Origin of the sequence: Parvibaculum sp. (genome assembly GCF_045863935.1) — a bacterium.
GTDB lineage: Bacteria > Pseudomonadota > Alphaproteobacteria > Parvibaculales > Parvibaculaceae > Parvibaculum.
In genome coordinates this window covers 21,939-42,793 of record NZ_BTVP01000011.1, presented here as the reverse complement: position 1 = coordinate 42,793, position 20,855 = coordinate 21,939, and the positions used below count along the sequence as shown (strand labels likewise).

Sequence of the window (20,855 nt, the reverse complement as noted above, 5' to 3'; positions counted from 1 at the left end):
TCAGCCTTGCGGCTTCGCTCGCCACAGTCCCCAGATCACGAGGGCGACGCCGATCACCATGGCGCCGGAGATCGTGATCAGCAGGAAGGCAATCACACCCTCCTGAAAGCTGCTGCCCATGAGACCATTCGCCGAGATCGGCATCATCGAGCCGCCGGCGCCCCAGATACCGCCGAGCAGGACGCCAAGCCAGTTTGCATAGGCCGCGTAGACGACCATCCAGAACGCGAAAAGCAGAACGCCGCGCGCGAGCGCCAGGTGATGCCAGAAGAGGCCAAGCACCGCGAGGAAAGTGCCGTTCATCAGCCCTTCGAGATGGGCCGAAAGTCCCATGCGCGGATTGGCGAAGGCACCTGAGACGAAACCGGTGAGCAGGCCCAGCATGAAGAGGATCATGCCAAGCAGGATGAGTTGCCGCCCGAGCGGCGAGAGTTGCGATGTCATGTTGATCCCCCAAAAAAGATGCGGCTAGCTGGTTGCCGCCTCGGCTTCCTCAGCTTCACGCGCGAGCAACTTGTCGAACATCCTGACCAGTGTTTCGGGTTCCTGCGCGCCGACCATCACCCATTGAGAGTTGATGACGAAACTCGGCACGCCCTGAATACCCATCTGACGCGCCATCGCATCTTCACGGCGGATCAGTTCCTTGTCGGCGTCTTTCTGCAGAAGATCGCGGACGATATCGACATCCATCCCGGCTTCGTTCGCTGCATCGAGCAGGATAGCGTGCGAACCGACATCCTCCCCGTCTTCGAAGTAACGGCGGAACAGAATATCGACCATCTCGTTCTGGCATCCGGCCGTGCCGGCCCAACGGACCAGCCGGTGGCTGTCGAGCGTGTTGGGTGAACGTTCGATCCTGTCGAAGCGGAATGTGATGCCGGCCGCTTCGCCAAGCTCGCGGATCGTGTTGCCGACCGTCTTTGCGCGTTCCGCGCCGAATTTCTTTTCCATGTAGGCCTTGCGGTCGACGCCGCCTTCCGGGATCGAGGCGTCGAGCTGGAAAGGCCGCCAGGCAAGTGTGATGCCGTCGCCGCCATGCATGGCAAGCGCCTGATCGAGGCGCTTCTTGCCGATGTAGCACCAGGGGCAGACTGTATCGGAGACGACGTCGAGCTGCATTGCGGCCTCCCTTCCGTGTTGCGGTGCCGATTATGGGGACGCAGGGCGGTGCGGGGCAAGCCGCGCGGCGGCTTGACGGAGAGCAACCTGCTTCTAGGATGCCGCTGCCGCGAAAACCCGCGCAAAATCAACTGGATAAGAGGGGACGGATTTCACATGGCCGACGCGACGGAAATCACGCTGCCGAGCTACGATTTGACGGGCAAGGTCGCGCTCATCACGGGTGCTACCAGCGGGCTTGGCCGCCGGTTTTCCCTGATTCTCGCAAAGGCGGGCGCGAAGGTCGCAATCACCGGGCGGCGCGGCGATCGCCTCCAGACCCTCAAGCAGGAAATCGAGGCCATGGGCGGCGCCGTCGCCGCCGTCGCGCTCGACGTCACGGACACGCAAAGCATCTCGGATTGTGTTGCGACGGTCGAAGGAGATCTCGGGCCGCTCGATATCCTCGTCAACAATGCCGGCATGAACGTGCAGGCACTTCCAGCCGACGTGACGCCCGAAGGCTTCGACACGATGTTCGACACGAATGTGCGCGGTGCCTTCTTCATGGCGCAGGCGGCCGGCCGTTCCATGATCGCGCGCGGACAAGGAGGACGTATCATCAACATTGCCTCCATCGGCGCGCATACGGTCCTGCCGGGCCTCACGATCTATTGCATGACGAAGGCAGCGATCGGAATGATGACGAAGTCGCTGGCCAAGGAATGGGCGCGTCACCAGATCAACGTCAATGCCATGTGCCCGGGCTTTATCGAGACCGAGCTCAATTCCGACTGGTTCAAATCCGAGGGTGGACAGAAGCAGATCAGGACCTGGCCACGCCGCCGGCTCGGTCTCGAGGAGGATCTCGACGGCACGTTGCTTCTCCTCGCCTCGGATCACAGCCGCTTTATCACGGGGTCGCTCTTCACGACGGACGACGGGCAATCACTCTGACGTAACTGCCGCAACAGACGGTAACCGTTTGTTAATTATAATCACACATGATTTTCCATATGTTGCGGCACTTGCGACAGAAGGAAAAACGACGTGGGAAAACTGGTCGCCGGATTCGTTCTGGGCTTCCTTGCTTGCGTCTGGACCTATGGTCTGGATCCGATGCAGGCTGCCTTCAGCTTCGGCCGCAAGGTTTCCGTCGCGCGCGAGCACGTCCAGCACGAATATCGCATCGACTCGAGCTACGGCCATAAGGGGCAGTACGGCCAATATCACAGCGTCAAACCGCTGGAACCCCCGGCAGACACGCTTGCAAATCCGATTGGTTATTGGCTAAGTCAGCAGGGAGGGCCGCCTGTCATGTAGCACCCTCGCGCATGGGGGAACATGATCGGTGGACTGACAATCTGGACCTGGATCGTACTGGCGCTTCCGGCGCTTGCGATCGTCCTTTCCGTCATTTCCTGGGCGAGAGCGGCGCGATGACCGGAATATCCGGAACCGTCATCGCGGTCTACCTCCTCGCCATGCTCGGTCTCGGCGCCGCGGCCTATCGCTATACCGCCAATCTCAAGGATTACATTCTCGGTGGACGCCAGCTTGGCGGCACCGTCGCGGCGCTGTCCGCAGGCGCCTCCGACATGAGTGGCTGGCTGATGCTCGGTCTGCCCGGCGCTATCTATGCCTCTGGCCTCAATCAAATATGGATCGCCGTCGGCCTCGTCGCCGGCGCGCTTCTCAACTGGCGTTTCGTTGCGCGGCGCTTGCGCCGGTATACCGAGATCGCGGGCGACGCGCTCACCATGCCGGACTATTTCGAGAACCGCTTTGCCGACAAGAGCCGCGTGCTTCGCGTTGCGAGCGCATTCGTCATCCTGATCTTCTTCACGATCTACACTTCGGCCGGTCTCGTCTCGGGCGCCATTCTCTTCGAACAGGTCTTCGCCCTCGACTACCGCATCGCCCTCGTCATCGGCACGGCGAGCATCCTTTCCTACACGGCGATCGGTGGCTTTCTCGGCGTCTGCTGGACCGACACGGTTCAGGGCATCATGATGTTCTTTGCGCTTATGATCGTGCCGGCCGTCGCCATCTCGTCCATGGGGGGATGGGATGCGATGCTCACGGCTACGGTGGAGGTTGCGCCTTCCGGCGTGTTCGATGCCTTCCAAGACACGACATTCATCGGCGCCGTCTCGCTCATGGCCTGGGGGCTTGGCTATTTCGGCCAGCCGCACATTCTCGCGCGCTTCATGGCGCTTCGCGACGAGCGCGATATGCCCCAGGCGCAGATGATCGGCATGACATGGATGGTGCTCGCGCTCTACGGTGCCATTGCGACGGGACTCGCGGGCATCGGTTATTTCGCCACCGCACCGCTCGACAATCCGGAAACGGTTTTTCTTGCCTTGTCGCAAGCACTCTTCAGCCCCTGGCTTGCAGGCGTGCTTCTCGCCGCGGTGCTTGCTGCGATCATGAGCACGGTATCGTCTCAGCTTCTCGTCTCGTCGAGCGTCATCGCCGAAGACTTCTGGAAGCGGCTTCTGCGTCCCCGCGCGGAGGCCAAGGAACTCCTCAGAGTAGGGCGTCTTTCGGTCCTGGTGATTTCCGTCGCCGCTTTTTTTCTCGCCCTCGACAAGGACAGTACCGTCCTTTCTCTCGTCGCGTATGCATGGGCAGGATTCGGTGCGGCGTTCGGTCCCGTCGTCCTCTTCTCTCTCTTCTGGTCGCGCATGACGCGCAATGGAGCGCTCGCAGGCATGATCGCCGGTGCCGTCACGGTGATCGTCTGGAAGCAGCTATCGGGCGGACTCTTCGACATCTATGAAATTCTTCCCGGATTTTTCGTCGCGAGCGCAGGCATTCTCGCTGTCAGCCTGCTGGGGAAGGCGCCGGAAGAGGCGCTCGTCGCGATGCACCGACAGGCCGCGAAGACTAGACCTCAAAACGTCCCGTTTTGACACAAGCCATTGATTTTGCTTGTTTTTTACCTTTCTCCTCCGCACCCTTGTTCCACTGATTCGACGCGACTTCGAGGGGCGAGGAGGTCCCGGGCCGTCATGTCCAACTTTCTGGTCGGTGTCATCGTCGGCTTTTTTGTCTGCGTATGGGCGCTCGATGCGAACCCCGTCGCCGCGACGGTGGCGCTTGTCGACCGCGTCCGCCAGGTGGAAGTGACCTTCGCCGCCGAGGCGACCCCGGACGCGAACGCCGCTCCTCTGGCAGCGAGCACGGAAACGGTTCCCTCAGATCGCTGATCTAGCCCTTGGCGAGCGCGCGGCGCATCACCTTGCCGTTCGCCGTCCGTGGCAGGCTTTCCACGAAGATGACCTCGCGCGGGCATTTGTAAGCGGCGAGGCGGTCTGCCGCCCATTTCAGGATCGACGACGCATCCGGTTCGCTCGCTTCCTTCGGTACGACGAAAGCGGCGACGATGCTGACATCCTCGCGAACGTGAAGCTCCGTCACGGCGACTTCCTGAACATCCGGATGGCTCGCGAGCGCTGCTTCGACTTCCTGCGGCGACACCCGATACCCCATCGCGTTCATGAGATCATCGGCACGGCCGTGGTACCACATGTATCCGTCGGCATCGAAGCTCGCGAGATCGCCACCGACGAACCATTCCCCGCGATAGACTTCCGCCTCCTCGTCGGCGCGGCGCCAGTAACCGAGCATGAGGCCGGGGTCGGACCGGTGAACCGCAAGGAGCCCGGTCTCGCTGGCGGGTAGAGGCTCCGTTCCGCCCTCGACGGGCAGCGCCGCCACGCATCGTCCCGGCTGCGGTTTGCCGGGACTGCCCGGCCGGATTGCCATGCCCGGTCCCGTCGAGACATAGGTCGAGCACTCGCTCATGCCGAGTGCCTCGTAGAGTTCCTTGCCGGTTGCCTCGCGCCAGTGATCAAGAAGCGCGGGCGACAAGACCTCGCCCGCCGTCAGGCCATGCCGGAGCGAGGAGAGGTCATGAGCGGCAAGGTCGCAATATTTCAGCACCTGGCGGTAAAGGGTCGGCACGGCGGCGAAGAGCGTTGCACGCGTCTTCTCCATCAGCTTCGGCCAGACCTGCACGTCCTTCTCGCCATTGTAGAGAACGGTCGTCGCACCATTCGCCCAGGGGTCCGTGAGGCCGACGCCGAGCGTATAGGTCCAGTTGAAAGCGCCGGCATGGAGCATCACGTCGTCCGCCTCCATGCCGTACCACCCGCGATACATGGGCCTGCGGCCCCACGCGCTGCGATGCGCATGCAGAACGCCTTTGGGCCGTCCGCTGGTGCCCGATGTGTAGACGAGAAAGGCCGGGTCGTTCGCCGCTGTGTCCGCATAGCCCGGCAGGGGCTCATGCCGCCGCAGCTTTGCAATCGCCGCCCCATCGAAGACGCGCACACCTTCGGCCGTCACGCTCATGCCCGGCGCCAGCGCAACGGCGCTCGCCGCTGAATCGGAAAGCAGGAAATCGGCTTCGGCGGGCGTGAGTTGGGAGGATGAGGGCAGGGGAACGATCCCCGCCGCCAATGCGCCGAAAAACATCAATGCATATTCCGACGTATTCGGCATACGGATCATTATCCGGTCGCCGGGCCGGAATCCCTCGGCAAGCAGGCCAGCAGCCACGCGGCGTACCGCATCGTCGAGTTCGCCATAGGTCCAGCGCTCAGCCTCATCGAGGGACGCATCGGCGTTTGCGACGACGACGAGCGCCGTCTTGCCGGGCGTGGTGGCGGCGCCGCGCGCCAGGCAATAGCGCGCGATGTTGAAACGTTCGGGGCTGGCTTCGCCCGAATAGCCACGGGCGATGGAGGGAGCGGGCATGACCATGCACCGGTTTGTAAGGTCGCCTTTCTCCGGGCGCAAGCGGGACGCTGCGTCAGATCGGAAGCTGGCCTCCCGGCGTTTACGTGCCATCCGGCAAGCTGTACAAATCTGGCAACGAACAGCAACGCCATGCAATGGCTGACTTAACGGGAGCGAAGAGATGGGAAGCGGACCCCTTAGCGGTATCAGGATCGTCGAATTTGCGGGCATCGGTCCGGGCCCGTTCTGCGCCATGCTGCTTTCGGACATGGGCGCCGACATTATCCGTATCGACCGCAAGGGCGCGCGCGGCGGCTCCAAATACGACATCGGATCGCGTGGCCGCCGCTCGGTCGCGCTCGACCTCAAGAAACCCGAGTCGGTCGAGGCGTGCCTCAAGTTGATCGAAAAGGCAGACATCCTGCAGGAAGGTTTCCGTCCAGGCGTTATGGAGCGGCTCGGCCTTGGGCCCGATGTCTGCCTCAAGCGCAATCCGAAGCTCGTTTACGGCCGCATGACTGGCTGGGGCCAGACCGGCCCGCTGGCGAATGCCGCCGGCCACGACATCAACTACATCTCGCTCACCGGCGCGCTGCACGCCATCGGCCGTCCGGGCGAGAAGCCCGTTCCGCCTCTGAACCTCGTCGGCGACTTCGGTGGTGGCGCGCTCTACCTGGCGATGGGCATGCTGGCCGCGCTCGTGGAAGCGCAGCGCAGCGGCAAGGGCCAGGTCGTCGATGCCGCCATGACGGATGGCGCGACCTCGCTCATGGCCATGTTCTATGGCTTCACGGCGTCCGGCATGTGGCAGGAGCCGCATGGCACGAACATGCTCGATGGCGGCGCGCATTTCTACGACACCTACGAGACGAAGGACGGGCAATGGATTTCCATCGGCTCCATTGAGCCGCAGTTCTACGCCATCCTGCGCGAGAAGGCGGGCCTCACCGACGGCCTCTGGGATGCGCAGATGGACCGCGCGCAATGGCCCGCCATGAAGAAGAAGATCGCGGAGGTCTTCAAGACAAAGACGCGCGACGAATGGTGCGAGATCATGGAAGGCACCGACATCTGCTTCGCGCCGGTTCTGTCGATCAAGGAAGCGATCGACCATCCGCATAACAAGGCGCGCCAGACCATCGTCGAGATCGACGGCGTGGCGCAGCCCAATATCGCGCCGCGCTTCTCGCGCACGGAATCGAAGATTCAAGGCCCCGCGCCCACCATCGGCGAACACACCGAAAGCGCGTTGAAGGACTGGGGCTTCTCCGACGGCGATGTCGCGGGCCTCAAGAAAGCGGAAGCGATTTGAGCGCGCTTCCCGGCACGACAGGGCGGCGGCGCATCTACTTGATGCGCCACGGCCATGTCGACTATTTCGGGCCGGAGATCAGGGCTGCCGGGGGCGACACGAAAGTCGTGCCCCTGACGCCGCTCGGTGAGGAGCAGGCGAAGGCCGCTGGACAGGCGCTCTCCCATGTCGTTCTCGACCGTGCCGTTTGCTCCGGCGTCCCACGGACAAGGCAGACGGCCGAACATGTCCTCGCGGCGCAGGAGGGCAAGGTGCCCTTCCTTGAAGAAGAGCCTGATCTCGTCGAAATTCACGGCGGCAGCTTCGGCAAGATTTCGAGCCGTGCGGAACTCGCCGCGAAGATGGCCTATCACTTCGACATGGCGGGGGAGCCGGGCGCGACCATGCTCGAGGGCGGCGAAGTCTTCGCCGATGCGCTCCGCCGCACCGTCTCGGCGGTCGAGCGGCTCCTCGCGGAGCCCGGCTGGCATACAATGCTGATTGCCGCCCATGAGGGCATCAACCGGCTGGTTCTCGGCTGGGCCGCCACCGGCTGCTCGGTCGAGCGGGCGCTCGGCGCCGTCCGTGCCTTTGAGCAGGACCCTGCCTGCATCAACGTCATCGACTTCGACATGGTCCCCGCCGCCGACGGCCGCGTGGGCACGGAAATCGAACGAGCCCTCATAAAATCCGTCAATGTCACACCGTACAATTATGTGAAGCACGGGATGAACATGACGAGCCTGGAAGCGATCTTCTCCATCCAGCCGCGCTAGCGCCTCTGGCTTTTCGAAGCGCCGGGGCCTAGCCTTTCCATCAGGCCGTTCGTCTTTCTGGGAGGAGAGGATGAGTAACGAGCTTCTCGGCACTGTCGCCCATATCGGTGACGCGAAAACACCCGCGCCGAAGATCACGGGGTTTCATCACATCGCCTATCGCTGCCGCGATGCCGACGAGACACGAAAATTCTATGTCGACCTCCTGGGCCTCAAGCCCGCGGCGGCACTTGCCTTCGACCGCGATCCGGGCGGCAAGGACCGGCCCTTCATGCATCTCTTCTTCGAGATGGGAGATGGCAAGTTCATTGCTTTCTTCGACGAGCCGGGAAGTGCCGACGATGCGGTCTTCCGCATGAAGGACGGTATCGAGGACTATCACTTCGCCTTCGAGGTTACGACGCGCGCGGAGCTCGACGATTTCATCGCCCGGCTCAAGGAAGCGAAAGTTCCGGTTTTCGGTCCCATCGACCATCACTTCTGCCACTCGATCTACTTCTTCGATCCGAACGGGCTTGCCTGCGAAATCACCGTGCGCGATGCGAAGCATGACGAGATCATGCAAGCCGAAGGCGGCCGTGTGGCGCAGGCCATTCGCGAATGGACAGAGAAGACCCGCGCGCTGAAGAAGGCGCGATTGAAGCTCCTGAACGCGGCGGACTGAGTTTCAACCGCCGATCATCGCGCGAAGTTCGCGCCGAAGCACTTTGCCAAGCGGATTGCGGGGCAGAGCTTCGGCGAGTTCCAGCCGTTCGGGCAGCTTGTAGGCGGCAATGTCCGACTTCATGAGATGCGCGCGGATATCGTCGAGTGTCACGCTCTCTCCCTCCGCGGGCACGGCGACGGCGCAGATGCGCTCGCCCATCACCGGGTCCGCATAGCCGACGACGGCTGCCTCCTTGATCTTTGGAAGGCCCGCGAGCAGTCCGTCGATCTCGCCCGGCGAAATGTTCATGCCGCCACGGATGATGATGTCCTTCGCCCGTTCGACGAAGCGGTAGTAACGATTGCCGGGTCCCGCGATCTCGAAGACATCGCCAGTGTGGAAGAACCCGTCCCTGTCGATCGCATCGGCAGGTCCGCCGCCGTCTCCCGCGCGGAAATAACCAGCGAAGACCGTTGCGCCCTTGATGAGCAATTCGCCGGGGCGTCCGGCCTCCACGATTTCCTCACCTGTCTGCAAGTCCACCAGCTTCGTTTCGATGGCCGTCGCGATCTTCGCGGGCCAGTCGAACCCATTGACGCCGAAACGCGGGAAGAACTGCGCCCGTTCTTCCGGGTCGGGCACATCATCCGCACCCGAGATGAGGCATGTGCCCTCGTTCGAGCCGAAGATGTTGACGATGGGAAGCCCGTACTGCTCCTGCCAGACCTTGACCATCCATGGCGAGAGCGGCGCCGAGCCGGAGCCAATGCTGCGCACGGCGGAGAAGTCGAGGCTCGCCATCAGCTTCTCTTCCTTGAGCAGCATGGTGAGGACGGCGGGCGGTGCAACCGTGTAGGCGATCCTCTCGCCGACAAGCTGCCTGAGGAAGACGGGCAGATCGAAAGGGTGGTGCTGCACGAGCGTGCCGCCCGTCAGCAGCCAGGGCATGAAGCAGCCGCCGATGGCGGCCATGTTGACGAGCGGAAAGGGGTTCAGCACCGCGTCGCCGGGCCGGAGACGAGCAGCATCCGCGCAGGCGATACCGGCGATCATCCAGTGATTGTGGCTGCGGGGAACGCCTTTCGGCCGCGCTTCGGTGCCCGACGTCCAGCAGACCGTTGCGGCCTCGTTCGCGTCGTTTTCCGGAAGGCCGTCGAGCCGCGCGGCATCGGCTTCCGGCCAATCGGTCTCACCGGCAATGAAGACATGCGCAAGGGACGGGAGCTTTGCCTTCAGTGTCCCGAACATCGTGCCGTGATCGTTGCCGCGGATCGTTCGCGCGGTGAATGCTGCCTTCGCGTCCACGAAGGCCAGCACGTCGCCGAGCTCATGCGCGCGCCACTGCACGGGAAAGGGGGTCACGACGAGCCCGATCCGCCAGGCCGCGAGGTAGATCGCAACGAGGTCCGTCGTATTCGGGAGCTGAACGGCGAGGATGTCGCCCTTGCGAAGTCCCGCGTCGAGGAAACCGGTTGCGATGCGGTCCGCCTCTCTTGCGAGTTCGCCATAAGTGAGGCGGCGGGGGGCGGCTCCGTCGATTTCTTCCCGGTTCGGCGGATCGGCGACGGCAAGCCGGTCCGGCGTCGCTGCCGCGTTGGCGCGAAACCGGACATCGATCGTTTCCTTGCCCCACCAGCCCGCGCTGGTCTGCTTTGCGATCTCGTCTTTCGAAACCAGGATCATGCGCCGCTCCTCCCAAAGCCCACCTGACCGTTCCTATCTGCGCTTCGCCGCCTCGTATTCCCGTTTCAGCCGCGCAACGAGGCTCGTCACCGTTTCCGTGCGGTCGATCAGACCGACGCCGTGCCCCGCCGACCAGACCTGAGCCCAGCGCTTTGCGCCCGATTGCGGATCGGTGAAATCGATGTCCGGGTTCTTCTCCATCGCATCGAGGTCCATGCCGGCGTTCGCTATGCTCGGCTTCAGCCAGTTGGCGGCAACGCCCGTGATCGCGCGGGTGAGGATAAGATCATCGACCGTGGATGCCACCAGCATGTCGCGATAGGCGGGAACGGCGAGGCTTTCCTCGCAGGCGATGAAGCGCGTGCCCATGTAAGCGAGATCGGCGCCGAGCACTTCTGCCGCCCGGATGCCCGCACCATCGCTGATGCCGCCGCCGAGAATAAGCGGCCCCTCGAAGAATTCGCGAACCGCCGGCACAAAGGAAAACCCGGTCATCTGCCCCGTATGACCACCTGCACCTGCCGCCACCAGAACCAGTCCGTCGACCCCCGCCGCCGCGGCCTTCCGTGCGAATGCAACGGAGTTCACATCCGCGAAGACCTTGCCGCCATAGGCATGCACCCGCTCCACGATGGCGTGGGGGCTGCCAAGCGCCGTGATGACGAGCGGTGCCTTGTAGCGGACGACGAGGTCGAGATCTTCGTCGAGCCGTGCGTTGGACCGATGGACGACGACATTCGCCGCCCATGGCGCGTCCTTGGCCGTCAGTCCGGACGTAATCCGGTCGAGCCATTCATCGAGATCGGCGACGGTGCGCGCGTTCGGTGTCGGGAAGGTGCCGATAACACCCTCCCTGCATGCGGCGAGCACAAGCTCCGGTCCGGAAATCAGAAACATGGGCGCGGCGACGAGCGGCAGCTTCAGGCGCTCCCGCCACTTTCCGATCCGGTCCTCCATTGGCATCTTCCCCCGAATCCTCTTTTTGACGAGGATAGCAGGAGAGGGGCCCGCATGCGTCAGAACTTCATGCTGAGGCTCGCCCTGCCAACTATTTTTCTTCGATCCACCAGGTGCTGCTGCGGTATCCGTAGAGCGACGTCCGTTCCGGAATCTTTACCTTCTTCCACAAGGCGAGCCATTGATCGGGCTGATGGAAGAGGGGAATCATGTAGGCGCCGGAGAGAAGAACCCGGTCCATTGCCCGCACCGCTGCAATGAACTCCTCGCGGCTCCGCGCTTCCAGCATCGCGACAATCATTGCGTCTACCGCGGGCTCCTTCACCCCCATGTAATTTCGCGTCCCCGGAACATCCGCAGCCTCCGAACCCCAGTAGAAACTCTGTTCGTTGCCTGGCGACAGGGATGAAAACCAGCTGTTGAAAATCATGTCGTACTGATAGTTGCTGCGCCGCTCCTGATACTGGCTCGGATCGACGTTACGCACCGCAGCCTCCACACCAACGCGCTTCGCCATTCGTGCATAGGTGAGGGCGAGGCGTTCCTCGGCGGGTGTCGCAACCAGTATTTCGAAGGTAAGCGGCCTTCCGGTTTCTGCGTTCGTCATGCGTCCGTCCCGGACTTCAAAACCCGCCTCACGCAGCAGCGCCACAGCGCGCATGCGGTTCTCGCGGTCTTGGCCCGCCGGGTCGCCATTGGGAGCCTGCCAGCCATTCGCCATGATGTCCGGGGTAACCGCTCCTGGAAAGGGCGCGAGCAGCGCGCGTTCGCGTGCCGTCGCTTTACGTCCATGCGACCCGAGTTCGGAATTGTCGAAGAAGCTCTGCGTCCTGACATAGGCGCTGTAATAGAGGTTCCTGTTCACCCATTCGAAGTTGAAAAGCTGAATGAGCGCCTCGCGTACGCGGCGATCGGCGAAGACGGGCCGCCGCGTATTGAAGACGAGGGCGTACATGCCTGAAGGCATACCGCTTTCGAAGATTTCCTTGCGCACCTTTCCGGCCCGCAGGGCAGGGAAATCATATCCCGTCGTCCAGCGGCCCGGGTCGTCTTCGGGACGAGCATGGTAGATGCCGGTCTTGAAGGCCTCGAAGGATGCATTCGCATCACGAAAATACTCGTAGGTGAGCCGGTCGATGTTGTTCTGTCCGACATTCACCGGGAGCGCGGCGCCCCAGTAGTCCGGGTCGCGGCGATAGACGATGCGGGAGCCAGGCTGCAGGTTCTCGACGAAATAGGGGCCACTTCCGATCGGCGTGTCGAAACCCGCATCGCCGAAGTCGCGCTTCTCGTATATGTGCTTCGGAATGATCGGCATGAGGCCCAGAATGAGCGGGATTTCCCGGTCCCGTTCCGCTCCGAAGACGAACCTGACCTTGCGCGGCCCAAGTTTCTCGATCTTCTCGACCTTCGAATAATAGGTCTTGTAGTTCGGCCGCCCCTTGCCCCTCAGCGCTTCGAGCGAATAGATCACGTCGTCGGCCGTGACGGGCTTGCCATCCGAGAAATGTGCCTTCGGGTTGAGCGAAAAGGTGACGGAGCTTCTGTCGTCCGGCATCTCGACCGTCTCGGCCAGCAAACCGTACAACGTAAACGGTTCGTCGTAGCCGCGCGCCAGCAGGCTCTCGAACACATGCTCGCGCAAACCGATGGCGGCGGTGCCGCGCACGATGAAGGGGTTTAGGCTGTCGAAGGAACCGGTCGCGCCGAAAACGATGGAGCCGCCTTTGGGTGCCTCGGGGTTGACGTAGCTGAAATGCGCAAAATCCGGCGGGTAGAGAGGATCGCCATGCATGGCGATTGCATGGCTGGCTCCCGCGGCCGGAAGAGCTCCACAGAACAGAACGGCCAAGGCTACAAGGGCCACAGACAAGCCTCTTCCCGGCGTCAAAAGGAAGTTCATCGGCGCCTTCCGCTTTCCGGTGCGTGACCGGACGTGGTTAAGACCGCCAGAGTTAAGCAAATCCGCCGATTCTTCAAAGATTCCCTGTGCCTTCTTTATGCCGAAATGCGAGGGTACCGCTCAATGCAGGTCGCGATCGCGGCCGGCAGAAATGCTTTGCTCAGCTCCCGAAAGGATTTCAATCATGCTACTTCGACGCTTGCTTTCCGGCGTCGCTGCCGCGGCTTTCATCGCTGGAGCCGGTCTCGTCCCGGCCAGTGCACAGAGCGCAGGCACCCAGCCCGAGGCAAACACCAAAAATTTCGGCACCTGGAGCACCCGCTGCGAAAAGAACGAGGCTGGTGCCGAGCAGTGCCACGCCTTTGTCGATGTTCGGATCGGCGAAGACAAACAACCCATCGCCTATGTCGGGATCGGCTACAGTCCCAAAGACGTCAACGAAGACGGTAAGCAGGATCTGTTCATGTTCGCCATCACGCCGCTCGGAACCTTTCTTCCGGCGGGCATAGGTTGGAACGTGGACGACAAGGAAAAGTTCAGCCAGCAGTTCCTGTATTGCCTGCCGGGCGGTTGCCAGACCGAGATACTCCTGACCAAGGAGCGGCTCGACGCAATCAAGAACGGTACTGAGATGAAGATTGCCTTCCGGCTCGTGGGGAAGGGCGACGTGAATGTGCCGGTAAAGCTCGACGGCGTCTCCAAGGCGATTGCGGCGGTACCTGTACCGAAATCCTGACGGATCAATCAGTCCGTGACGGCGAGAACACGCTCCGGAGCCATCCGAGAGTCGTGTTCTCCCGCAGGATATAGCGCATCAGATTGTCCATATCGCGCTCGAGCACTTCCAGGTCCCGGAACAGCGACGAACGTCTCCTGAATTCGCGCGCCGGATCGAGCTCTCGCACGACGCGAGCCGGATTACCGGCAGCGATACAGTTGGCGGGAATATCCTGTGTGACCACGGCACCGGCGCCAATGATGCTGTTCTCGCCGATCGTGACGCCTTTGCCCACGATCACGCGCACACCCAGCCATACATTCTCGCCAATCCTGATCGGCTTGTGCTTGTCGAGTTCGGCCGTGCGATCGTAAGTGTCGTGCCAGTCCGAATCCGAGATGTAGCAGTTACTCGCAATCATCGTGTCGCTGCCGATGACGATTTCCTCGGATGCGACGATGTGCGTTCCTGGGCTGATGAGCACGCAGTCTCCGATGACGATGCGACCCTCGCGCTCGCCGGTGCGCCACGTCGCGAGACGTACGAGACTGCCATGGGAGGCGTGCAGATGAAGATGGCTGCCTGCCCTGATCCCGGCGCCCCATATCTCTATGTTGCGCGGGCTCGACACGTCCATGCCCGGGCCCACAGAATCGAAGGCCGGTACGATAAAGCGGTTCACATAGAACCTGTTCCAGCCGTCCACGATCCTGCGGATCAGATAGGTTCGTCTGTCTCGCCGCAATCTGCTGCCCCTCTAACCGCCGTGTGTCTTCGCGCACCCGTCCGGAAAACGATCTAGCACGGTTCTGGAGGGAATCAGTGCGCGGATTTTGCGCGGACCGAATAGAAGCCGTCCTTCATCGGACCGAAGAGTTCCTGCACCTGGGGATGGCGCACGGGCTCGCCCGACTCATCCGGCAGCAGGTTCTGTTCGGAAACATAGGCGACGTATTCCGTGTCCGAGTTCTCGGCCAGCAGGTGATAGTAGGGCTGGTCCTTGCGCGGCCGGACTTCCTCGGGAATCGACTGCCACCATTCCTCGGTATTGTTGAAAGTCGGATCGACGTCGAAGATCACGCCCCGGAAGGGATAAAACCTGTGCCGGACGACCTGTCCGATCCTGAACTTTGCTTCCCGGTTAACTTGCATGGCCGGCTTCCGTTTCTCGAAACATACGTGACTGTAACAGCTTGGCCCCGCCGGGAAAAACCATTGGCATAACAGGGAGTTGCGACGCAGCATTGCCATTCGGGAACAAATGCCCCATATGGCGGCTATCGAAATCTCACCCACTCGAGGAAAAATCCATGAGCCGTTCCGTGGCCCCCTTGTTCGAGCCCTTTATACTCAACGGGCTCGAGTTGCCCAATCGCGTCGTCATGGCGCCCATGACGCGTTCGAAATCGCCAGCCGGCATCCCCGGCCCGGAAGTCGCCGCCTATTATCGCCGGCGCGCCGAAGCTGAATGCGGCCTCATCATCACTGAGGGAACGACGGTCAATTCGCCGGTCGCGACGGGCGATCCCGCCGTGCCGCAGTTCTGGGGCGAAGAGGCTCTCAAAGGCTGGAAGCGTGTGGTCGAGGAAGTGCACGCCGTGGGCGGCAAGATCATGCCTCAGATCTGGCATGTGGGGATGACGCGCAACCCCGAAAAGGCAACCAATCCGGGGTTGCCGAGCCACGGCCCCTCGGGCCTCGTGGCGCCGGGGAAGAAGCGTTCCGAGCCGATGACGAAGCAGGAGATCAAGGACACGATCGAAGCCTTTGGCCGCGCGGCAGCCGATGCTCGCAAGGTCGGTTTCGACGGCGTCGAAGTTCATGGCGCTCATGGCTATCTCATCGACCAGTTCTTCTGGGAAGGCACCAACCAGCGCGAGGACGAATATGGTGGCGATCTCGTTGCGCGTACGCGCTTCGGCGTCGAGATCGTCGAGGCGATCCGCCGCGAAGCCGGCAAGGACTTCCCGCTGATCCTGCGCTTCTCGCAGTGGAAGCAACAGGATTACACGGCGAAGCTCGCCACGACGCCGGACGAACTCGCAGCTTTCCTCAAGCCGCTGTCCGACGCGGGCGTCGACGCCTTTCATTGCTCGCAGCGCCGTTTCTGGGAGCCCGAGTTCGAGGGATCGGACCTCAACCTCGCGGGCTGGACGAAGAAGCTCACCGGCAAGCCCAGCATCACGGTCGGCAGCGTCAGTCTGTCCGGCGAGTTCATCGCTTCCTTCGGCGGCGAGAGCTCGGAGGCGACGGGCATCGACGAGCTTCTGGACCGGCTGGAGAAGGGCGAGTTCGATCTCGTCGGCGTCGGCCGCGCGCTCCTCGTCGATCCCGCATGGGCGCAGAAGGTGCATCAGGGCGCGTTCGACAAGCTCATGGCGTTCAACCCCGCCGCGCTCGCGACGTTGTCGTAAGGCAGATCAGAAGCCGTAGGCCTTGGCGAGGTCGGGATCTTTTTCCGCAACCTTCCTCGCCAGGTCTACAATCACCTTCGCCTGTTTCCAGGTGGCGTCGTCCTGCATCTTGCCGTCGATCATGGCGACGCCGGTGCCATCCGGCATGGCGTCGAGGATTTTCCTGGCGAAGATCACTTCATCCGCATCGGGACTGAAGACGCGCTTGGCAATTGCGATCTGGTTCGGGTGCAGCGACCAGGCGCCGACGCATCCCATCAGGAACGCATTGCGGAACTGTTGCTCGCAGGCATCCAGATCCTGAATGTCGCCAAAGGGACCGTAGAAGGGCCTGATGTCGTTAGCGACGCAGGCATCGACCATCTTGGCAAAGGTGTAATGCCAGAGATCCTGCTGTGCGGCGACGCGCGGGCTGCCGTCTTCCCTGGGGTCTTCGAGCACGCGGTAGAAGGGATGGCCGCCGCCGACACGGGTGGTCTTCATCTTGCGCGACGCCGCGAGGTCGGCAGGCCCGAGGCTCATGCCGTGCATGCGCGGCGATGCGCTGGCAATATCCTCGACATTCTTCACGCCCTGCGCCGTTTCGAGGATCGCATGGATGAGGAGCGGCTTCTTGAGCCCATGCCTGGCTTCGAGCTGGGCGAGAAGCTGGTCGAGATAGTGGATGTCCCAGGCGCCTTCCACCTTGGGCAGCATGATGACGTCGAGCTTGTCGCCGATCTCGGCCACGAGTTCCATGACGTCGTCGAGCATCCACGGGCTATTGAGAGGATTGATCCGCACCCAGAATCCCGTCGAACCGAATTCATGCGCCTTGCCAACCTCGATCACGCCCCTGCGCGCGGCCTCCTTCTGGTCGGCCGGGATCGCGTCCTCGAGGTTGCCGAGCAGCACGTCCACCTGCGGGATCATGTCGCCGACCCGCGCCCGGACCTTTTCGTTATGGCCGGGGAAAAAGTGGATCATCCGTTCGAGAGCCACCGGGAGTTCTCGATAGGGGTCCGGAGCGCCGATCGCGAGCGGTTTGTAAAAGTTCGATGGCAGTTTCATGACAATCCGTGAGGGATAAGTGAGGGTGGGGCGCAGTCTAGCGGCGGTGCAACATGAAATCCATGAGCCATTTCAGGGACGTAGGTCCTTCTCCTCCGCGTCGATCAGCGCCCTGACCGGCCCCGCGGCATAGAGGCTCGCGAACCCCAACACCGACGACACCGTGATCGCGAGATATGACATCTGATAGCCACCTGTCGTTGCGTAGAGGAAGCCGAGCAGGGCAGGACCTGCCGCATTCGCGCAGGTCGTAATCATCTGCGCCACGGAAAGGATCCGCGCGTAGGCCTTCAATCCGAATGCTTCGGCCATGATCAGCGGTTGCATCATCTGCATGTTGCCGACCGTCGCCCCGAACATCGCGGAGACGATGAAAAGCGCCACAACGCCTTCTGCGAAGGCGAAGGCGAGGAAGGAAACACCCTGCAGCACATAGATGGCATAGAGATAGTGCTTCGATGCGATGCGCGAAAGGAGCGAGCCGCCGATGAGGCGCCCGGCGATACTTGAGGCCGCCATGATCGAGACGGCGAGGGCCGCGACATGATCATCGCCGGTGCGCGTTGCCACGAGGCGGAACTGATGTGCCAGAGAGCCGACCTGCGCCATCATGGAGAACACAAAGGCAGTCGTGCAGAGAATGAAGAAGCGGCTGCGGAGCGCGGCCTCGAAAGCAACGCCGTCAGGCGGCATGATGCTGCCATCCGCCTTGCGCTGCGGCGGATCGCCGTCCGGTGCGAGACCGATCGCCTCGGGGCTCCGGCGCAGCATGATCAGTGCAATCGGTACGACGCCGAGCACGAGAACGATTGCCAGCCAGTACGCGGCTTCACCGAGACCGTATCTTTCAACCAGTGTTGCGGAAATCGGCGTAAAGACGATGCCGCCGAGCGAAAGCCCGGTCGACGCATAGGCTATTGCCTTCGACCTCTGCCTTGTGAACCAGCGCGCAACGATTGTCATGCCCGGGATGACAGCGACGGCGGCATTGCCAATCCCAAAAAGCGCGTAGAAGCCATATAGCTGCCACAGCTCGCCGACATGACCTGCGGTTGCGAGGACGGCGGCCGAGAGAAGCGCACCGAAGGTCACGATCCAGCGAGGGTCGTACCGGTCCAGCAGCCAGCCAACGGCAAGGCCGGCAAATCCGGACGAAATGAAGAAGAGAGCGGTTGCGTTGGACGTTGCGGATACGGAGAAGCCTGCTTCCGCGACGAAAGCCTTCAGGAAGATCGACAGATTGTAGAAGATCAATCCGCAGGACACGGTATGGATGACGAAGACCGTGCCGACGATATACCAGCCGTAGAAGATCGGGCCGCGAGCCGGAGCGCGCGGGCTTTCTGGCTCCGGGCCAGCATCCATTTTCAGGGCTCCGACAGACAGTTCGTTGAATGGCTCAATGGGACCTAGATAGCCCTTTCGGCCAAGGCACCCAAGCAGATTTTCCAGAGCCGCGCTTTACCGGTGATTATGTTCATGTGCTCCGGCGCGCCCGCAGCAAGGCATCCACCGGCCCTGCCGCCAGAGTGAGGAAAAACGCGAGGCAGGAGGCAGCAGCCATCACGAGAAAGGCGACGTCGTAGCCGCCCAGCCATTCGTAGAGGAATCCGATGGCCGCGGGCCCCGTCGCCACGCCAAGCGTCATGAACAGCTGGTTGAAAGAAAAGATGCGGCCATAGGCCTTGAGCCCAAAAGCTTCCGCAAGCAAAAGCGGCTGCATCATGAGGAGGTTGCCCACCGTCACACCGAACAGAACGGTCGTCGCGAGCAGAGCCTGGGAACTTTCCACCGACGCATAGAGCGCGAGCGCCACCCCCTGGACAAGTGTGAGCCCGAAAACGAAATGCCGCGATGACATGTAGGTGAGGCCCCAACCGCCCAGAAGCCTGCCGACAATGCTTGCCGTCGCCATGGTCGCGACGGCGAGTGCCGCCGCGTCGTTGCTGCCGCTGCGCGTCGAAACAAGACGGAACAGATGGGCGATGACGCCGACCTGCGCCATCATTGCGAAAATAAATGCCGAAGTCGTGAAAATGAAAAAGCGGCTCCGGGTTGCGCTCTCGAAGTCAATTCCGTCGGCGGGGAGCGGTGCACCGCTCTCGTCGCGCAGAACAGGATCGCCGTCGGGGCCGAGTCCCATGGCTTGCGGGGAAGGGCGGATCAGTATCCATGAAACAGGTATCACGCCGAGCAGGAAGCCCGCCGCGAGCCATGGCGTCGCGCCCTCGATTCCCAAATGCTCGATCATGCTCGCGGACACGGGCGTCAGCAGAATGCCGCCTAACGAAAGGCCGGTCGATGCAATGGAGAGCGCAATCGACCGTCTGCGTACGAACCATCTGGCAACGAGCGTGGTGCCCGGAATGAGCGCGGCACCCGCATAACCGATGCCGAAGAGCACATAAAAAGCATAGAGCTGCCAGAGTTCCGTGACATATCCCGCGCCGAATGTCGCAATAGCGCTCAGGATCGCTCCACCAGTGATGACCCAGCGCGGATCGTATCTGTCGATGAGCGCCGCGACGGCAAGGCCGGTAAAACCGGAAGCCACGAAGAAGCAGGCCGTTGCACCGGATGTCGCCGAAACGGAGAAACCCCGTTCTGCTATGAAGGCCTTCAGGTACACGGACAGATTGTAAAAGCCGAGACCCGCCGTGACGGTCATGACGACCATCACCGCCGCCACAACAAGCCAGCCGTAGAAAAAACTTCCGCCCGGTTCGTCTCGTCCTGCCGCCTCATGATGTGCGCTCATGCCGCCTCCCTGTTCCCGGTCTGCCGCCGGGTTGTGCCTAGATAAACATGCGGCGCAGGATCGCCAAGGCAGAAAAAGGCACGGAATGTGGCGTATCCCGGCACATTCGGCTAATCATGAAGCCATACCGGCAACATGAAGACACCGGATCACAGGGAGACATCACAATGAAATTCTACAATTCGATCGGTCCAAATCCTCGCGTCGTGAAAATGTTCATGAGCGAGAAGGGCATCGAGCTTCCTTTCGTGGAAGTCGACATCATGCAGGCCGAAAATCGGAAGGAGCCCTACCTCGCAAAGAACCCGGCAGGTCAGTCACCTTCGCTCGAGCTCGATGACGGCAGCTATCTCTCCGAAATCACCGCGATTTGCGAGTATCTGGACGAAAAGTTTCCGGGCGGATCGCTGATCGGCACGACGCCGGAGGAGCGCGCCGAGACTCGCATGTGGACGCGCCGCGTCGACCTGAACGTCTGTGAGCCGCTGGCGAACGGTTTCCGTTTTTCCGAGGGACTTCCGATGTTCAAGGACCGGATGCGCTGTCTTCCCGAGGCGGCCGACGGCCTCAAGGCGATTGCCCAGGACAAGCTCGCCTGGTTCGACAAACTGATGGCTGGAAAGGACTATCTGGCCGGAAAGCGGATAACGCTCGCCGATATCCTGTTGTTCGGCTTCCTCGATTTCGGCACCGCCGTCGGGCAGCCGCTCAACCCCGAACTGAAGAATATCGGCGCCTGGTTCGAGCGGATGAAATCTCGTCCTTCCGCCGCAGCAAGCGCCTGAACGACCGCACAGCGCCGGTCCCGG

Annotated in this window: 21 protein-coding genes; 10 read left to right on the top strand and 11 right to left on the bottom strand. The window is 62.1% G+C overall.

Annotation, left to right across the window (positions count from 1 at the left end; translation table 11 throughout):
- Together ACKUUH_RS06605 and ACKUUH_RS06600 are read right to left on the bottom strand one after the other, a co-directional pair.
- Complete coding sequence (locus tag ACKUUH_RS06605) at window positions 1-444, bottom strand: hydrogenase (RefSeq protein ID WP_407949092.1); 444 nt, start codon at window positions 442-444, stop codon at window positions 1-3.
- Window positions 445-468: 24 nt separating this feature from the next.
- Window positions 469-1,122 carry a DsbA family protein gene (locus tag ACKUUH_RS06600; RefSeq protein ID WP_407949091.1) on the bottom strand — a complete coding sequence of 218 codons (654 nt, stop codon included), beginning with the start codon at window positions 1,120-1,122 and terminating at the stop codon, window positions 469-471.
- Window positions 1,123-1,278: 156 nt separating this feature from the next.
- Between ACKUUH_RS06600 and ACKUUH_RS06595 the strand changes: the two genes are divergently transcribed.
- The 4 genes from ACKUUH_RS06595 (at window position 1,279) to ACKUUH_RS06580 (ending at window position 4,316) form a co-directional block, all read left to right on the top strand.
- Window positions 1,279-2,058, top strand: a complete 780-nt coding sequence (locus ACKUUH_RS06595) for an SDR family NAD(P)-dependent oxidoreductase (protein WP_407949090.1) — start codon at window positions 1,279-1,281, stop codon at window positions 2,056-2,058.
- A 93-nt stretch (window positions 2,059-2,151) separates the two neighbouring features.
- Window positions 2,152-2,424: a hypothetical protein gene (locus ACKUUH_RS06590; RefSeq protein WP_407949089.1), complete on the top strand. Its 273-nt coding sequence runs from the start codon at window positions 2,152-2,154 to the stop codon at window positions 2,422-2,424.
- 116 nt (window positions 2,425-2,540) lie between these two features.
- Window positions 2,541-4,019: a sodium/proline symporter PutP gene (gene putP, locus ACKUUH_RS06585; protein ID WP_407949088.1), complete on the top strand. Its 1,479-nt coding sequence runs from the start codon at window positions 2,541-2,543 to the stop codon at window positions 4,017-4,019.
- Window positions 4,020-4,118: 99 nt separating this feature from the next.
- Complete coding sequence (locus ACKUUH_RS06580; protein WP_407949087.1) at window positions 4,119-4,316, top strand: hypothetical protein; 198 nt, start codon at window positions 4,119-4,121, stop codon at window positions 4,314-4,316.
- 1 nt (window position 4,317) lies between these two features.
- Here ACKUUH_RS06580 and ACKUUH_RS06575 read toward each other — a convergent pair whose 3' ends face one another.
- Window positions 4,318-5,868, bottom strand: a complete 1,551-nt coding sequence (locus ACKUUH_RS06575; RefSeq protein ID WP_407949086.1) for an acyl-CoA synthetase — start codon at window positions 5,866-5,868, stop codon at window positions 4,318-4,320.
- A gap of 163 nt (window positions 5,869-6,031) precedes the next feature.
- Between ACKUUH_RS06575 and ACKUUH_RS06570 the strand changes: the two genes are divergently transcribed.
- From ACKUUH_RS06570 to ACKUUH_RS06560, 3 genes are all read left to right on the top strand, one after another.
- A complete protein-coding gene (locus tag ACKUUH_RS06570; RefSeq protein WP_407949085.1) occupies window positions 6,032-7,162 on the top strand; it encodes a CaiB/BaiF CoA transferase family protein in 1,131 nt (376 codons plus the stop codon).
- The gene (locus ACKUUH_RS06565) at window positions 7,159-7,917 is read left to right on the top strand and encodes a histidine phosphatase family protein (protein WP_407949084.1); all 759 of its coding nucleotides are present in this window, start codon (window positions 7,159-7,161) and stop codon (window positions 7,915-7,917) included. The genes ACKUUH_RS06570 and ACKUUH_RS06565 overlap by 4 nt, the downstream gene beginning before the upstream one ends.
- 70 nt (window positions 7,918-7,987) lie before the next feature.
- Complete coding sequence (locus ACKUUH_RS06560) at window positions 7,988-8,581, top strand: VOC family protein (RefSeq protein ID WP_407949083.1); 594 nt, start codon at window positions 7,988-7,990, stop codon at window positions 8,579-8,581.
- Between the two features lie 3 nt (window positions 8,582-8,584).
- Here the strand turns inward: ACKUUH_RS06560 and ACKUUH_RS06555 are convergent, their stop codons facing one another.
- From ACKUUH_RS06555 to ACKUUH_RS06545, 3 genes are all read right to left on the bottom strand, one after another.
- The gene (locus ACKUUH_RS06555; RefSeq protein ID WP_407949082.1) at window positions 8,585-10,246 is read right to left on the bottom strand and encodes a class I adenylate-forming enzyme family protein; all 1,662 of its coding nucleotides are present in this window, start codon (window positions 10,244-10,246) and stop codon (window positions 8,585-8,587) included.
- A gap of 33 nt (window positions 10,247-10,279) precedes the next feature.
- Window positions 10,280-11,203, bottom strand: coding sequence for an NAD(P)H-dependent flavin oxidoreductase (locus ACKUUH_RS06550; protein ID WP_407949081.1), 924 nt, complete (start codon window positions 11,201-11,203; stop codon window positions 10,280-10,282).
- A 91-nt stretch (window positions 11,204-11,294) separates the two neighbouring features.
- Window positions 11,295-13,106, bottom strand: coding sequence for an extracellular solute-binding protein (locus ACKUUH_RS06545; RefSeq protein ID WP_407949080.1), 1,812 nt, complete (start codon window positions 13,104-13,106; stop codon window positions 11,295-11,297).
- Between the two features lie 184 nt (window positions 13,107-13,290).
- Here ACKUUH_RS06545 and ACKUUH_RS06540 point away from each other — a divergent pair, with 184 nt between their 5' ends.
- Window positions 13,291-13,842, top strand: coding sequence for an invasion associated locus B family protein (locus tag ACKUUH_RS06540; protein ID WP_407949079.1), 552 nt, complete (start codon window positions 13,291-13,293; stop codon window positions 13,840-13,842).
- Between the two features lie 4 nt (window positions 13,843-13,846).
- Here the strand turns inward: ACKUUH_RS06540 and ACKUUH_RS06535 are convergent, their stop codons facing one another.
- Window positions 13,847-14,569: an acyltransferase gene (locus ACKUUH_RS06535; RefSeq protein WP_407949078.1), complete on the bottom strand. Its 723-nt coding sequence runs from the start codon at window positions 14,567-14,569 to the stop codon at window positions 13,847-13,849.
- Between the two features lie 74 nt (window positions 14,570-14,643).
- Complete coding sequence (gene hspQ / locus ACKUUH_RS06530; protein WP_407949077.1) at window positions 14,644-14,976, bottom strand: heat shock protein HspQ; 333 nt, start codon at window positions 14,974-14,976, stop codon at window positions 14,644-14,646.
- 158 nt (window positions 14,977-15,134) lie between these two features.
- On the opposite strand from hspQ, the gene ACKUUH_RS06525 reads away from it, so the two are divergent.
- On the top strand, window positions 15,135-16,238 hold the full coding sequence (locus tag ACKUUH_RS06525; RefSeq protein WP_407949076.1) for an NADH:flavin oxidoreductase: 1,104 nt from the start codon (window positions 15,135-15,137) through the stop codon (window positions 16,236-16,238).
- Window positions 16,239-16,244: 6 nt separating this feature from the next.
- Here the strand turns inward: ACKUUH_RS06525 and ACKUUH_RS06520 are convergent, their stop codons facing one another.
- From ACKUUH_RS06520 to ACKUUH_RS06510, 3 genes are all read right to left on the bottom strand, one after another.
- A complete protein-coding gene (locus ACKUUH_RS06520) occupies window positions 16,245-17,288 on the bottom strand; it encodes an HpcH/HpaI aldolase/citrate lyase family protein (RefSeq protein WP_407949075.1) in 1,044 nt (347 codons plus the stop codon).
- A gap of 72 nt (window positions 17,289-17,360) precedes the next feature.
- Entirely contained in the window at window positions 17,361-18,653 is a 1,293-nt protein-coding gene (locus tag ACKUUH_RS06515; RefSeq protein WP_407949074.1) for an MFS transporter, read from the bottom strand.
- Between the two features lie 112 nt (window positions 18,654-18,765).
- A complete protein-coding gene (locus ACKUUH_RS06510; protein WP_407949073.1) occupies window positions 18,766-20,046 on the bottom strand; it encodes an MFS transporter in 1,281 nt (426 codons plus the stop codon).
- A 167-nt stretch (window positions 20,047-20,213) separates the two neighbouring features.
- On the opposite strand from ACKUUH_RS06510, the gene ACKUUH_RS06505 reads away from it, so the two are divergent.
- Window positions 20,214-20,831 (top strand): glutathione S-transferase family protein, encoded by a 618-nt coding sequence (locus ACKUUH_RS06505; protein WP_407949072.1) that lies wholly within the window; start codon window positions 20,214-20,216, stop codon window positions 20,829-20,831.
- Window positions 20,832-20,855 lie beyond the last annotated feature (24 nt).

Coding starts and splice junctions, on each gene's coding strand:
- ACKUUH_RS06545 (WP_407949080.1), bottom strand. CDS start 13,106: ATGAACTTCCTTTTGACGCCGGGAAGAGGCTTGTCTGTGGCCCTTGTA.
- ACKUUH_RS06555 (WP_407949082.1), bottom strand. CDS start 10,246: ATGATCCTGGTTTCGAAAGACGAGATCGCAAAGCAGACCAGCGCGGGC.
- ACKUUH_RS06560 (WP_407949083.1), top strand. CDS start 7,988: ATGAGTAACGAGCTTCTCGGCACTGTCGCCCATATCGGTGACGCGAAA.
- ACKUUH_RS06525 (WP_407949076.1), top strand. CDS start 15,135: ATGAGCCGTTCCGTGGCCCCCTTGTTCGAGCCCTTTATACTCAACGGG.
- putP (WP_407949088.1), top strand. CDS start 2,541: ATGACCGGAATATCCGGAACCGTCATCGCGGTCTACCTCCTCGCCATG.
- ACKUUH_RS06605 (WP_407949092.1), bottom strand. CDS start 444: ATGACATCGCAACTCTCGCCGCTCGGGCGGCAACTCATCCTGCTTGGC.
- ACKUUH_RS06540 (WP_407949079.1), top strand. CDS start 13,291: ATGCTACTTCGACGCTTGCTTTCCGGCGTCGCTGCCGCGGCTTTCATC.
- ACKUUH_RS06505 (WP_407949072.1), top strand. CDS start 20,214: ATGAAATTCTACAATTCGATCGGTCCAAATCCTCGCGTCGTGAAAATG.
- ACKUUH_RS06595 (WP_407949090.1), top strand. CDS start 1,279: ATGGCCGACGCGACGGAAATCACGCTGCCGAGCTACGATTTGACGGGC.
- hspQ (WP_407949077.1), bottom strand. CDS start 14,976: ATGCAAGTTAACCGGGAAGCAAAGTTCAGGATCGGACAGGTCGTCCGG.
- ACKUUH_RS06575 (WP_407949086.1), bottom strand. CDS start 5,868: ATGCCCGCTCCCTCCATCGCCCGTGGCTATTCGGGCGAAGCCAGCCCC.
- ACKUUH_RS06570 (WP_407949085.1), top strand. CDS start 6,032: ATGGGAAGCGGACCCCTTAGCGGTATCAGGATCGTCGAATTTGCGGGC.
- ACKUUH_RS06600 (WP_407949091.1), bottom strand. CDS start 1,122: ATGCAGCTCGACGTCGTCTCCGATACAGTCTGCCCCTGGTGCTACATC.
- ACKUUH_RS06580 (WP_407949087.1), top strand. CDS start 4,119: ATGTCCAACTTTCTGGTCGGTGTCATCGTCGGCTTTTTTGTCTGCGTA.
- ACKUUH_RS06510 (WP_407949073.1), bottom strand. CDS start 20,046: ATGAGCGCACATCATGAGGCGGCAGGACGAGACGAACCGGGCGGAAGT.
- ACKUUH_RS06520 (WP_407949075.1), bottom strand. CDS start 17,288: ATGAAACTGCCATCGAACTTTTACAAACCGCTCGCGATCGGCGCTCCG.
- ACKUUH_RS06550 (WP_407949081.1), bottom strand. CDS start 11,203: ATGGAGGACCGGATCGGAAAGTGGCGGGAGCGCCTGAAGCTGCCGCTC.
- ACKUUH_RS06515 (WP_407949074.1), bottom strand. CDS start 18,653: ATGGATGCTGGCCCGGAGCCAGAAAGCCCGCGCGCTCCGGCTCGCGGC.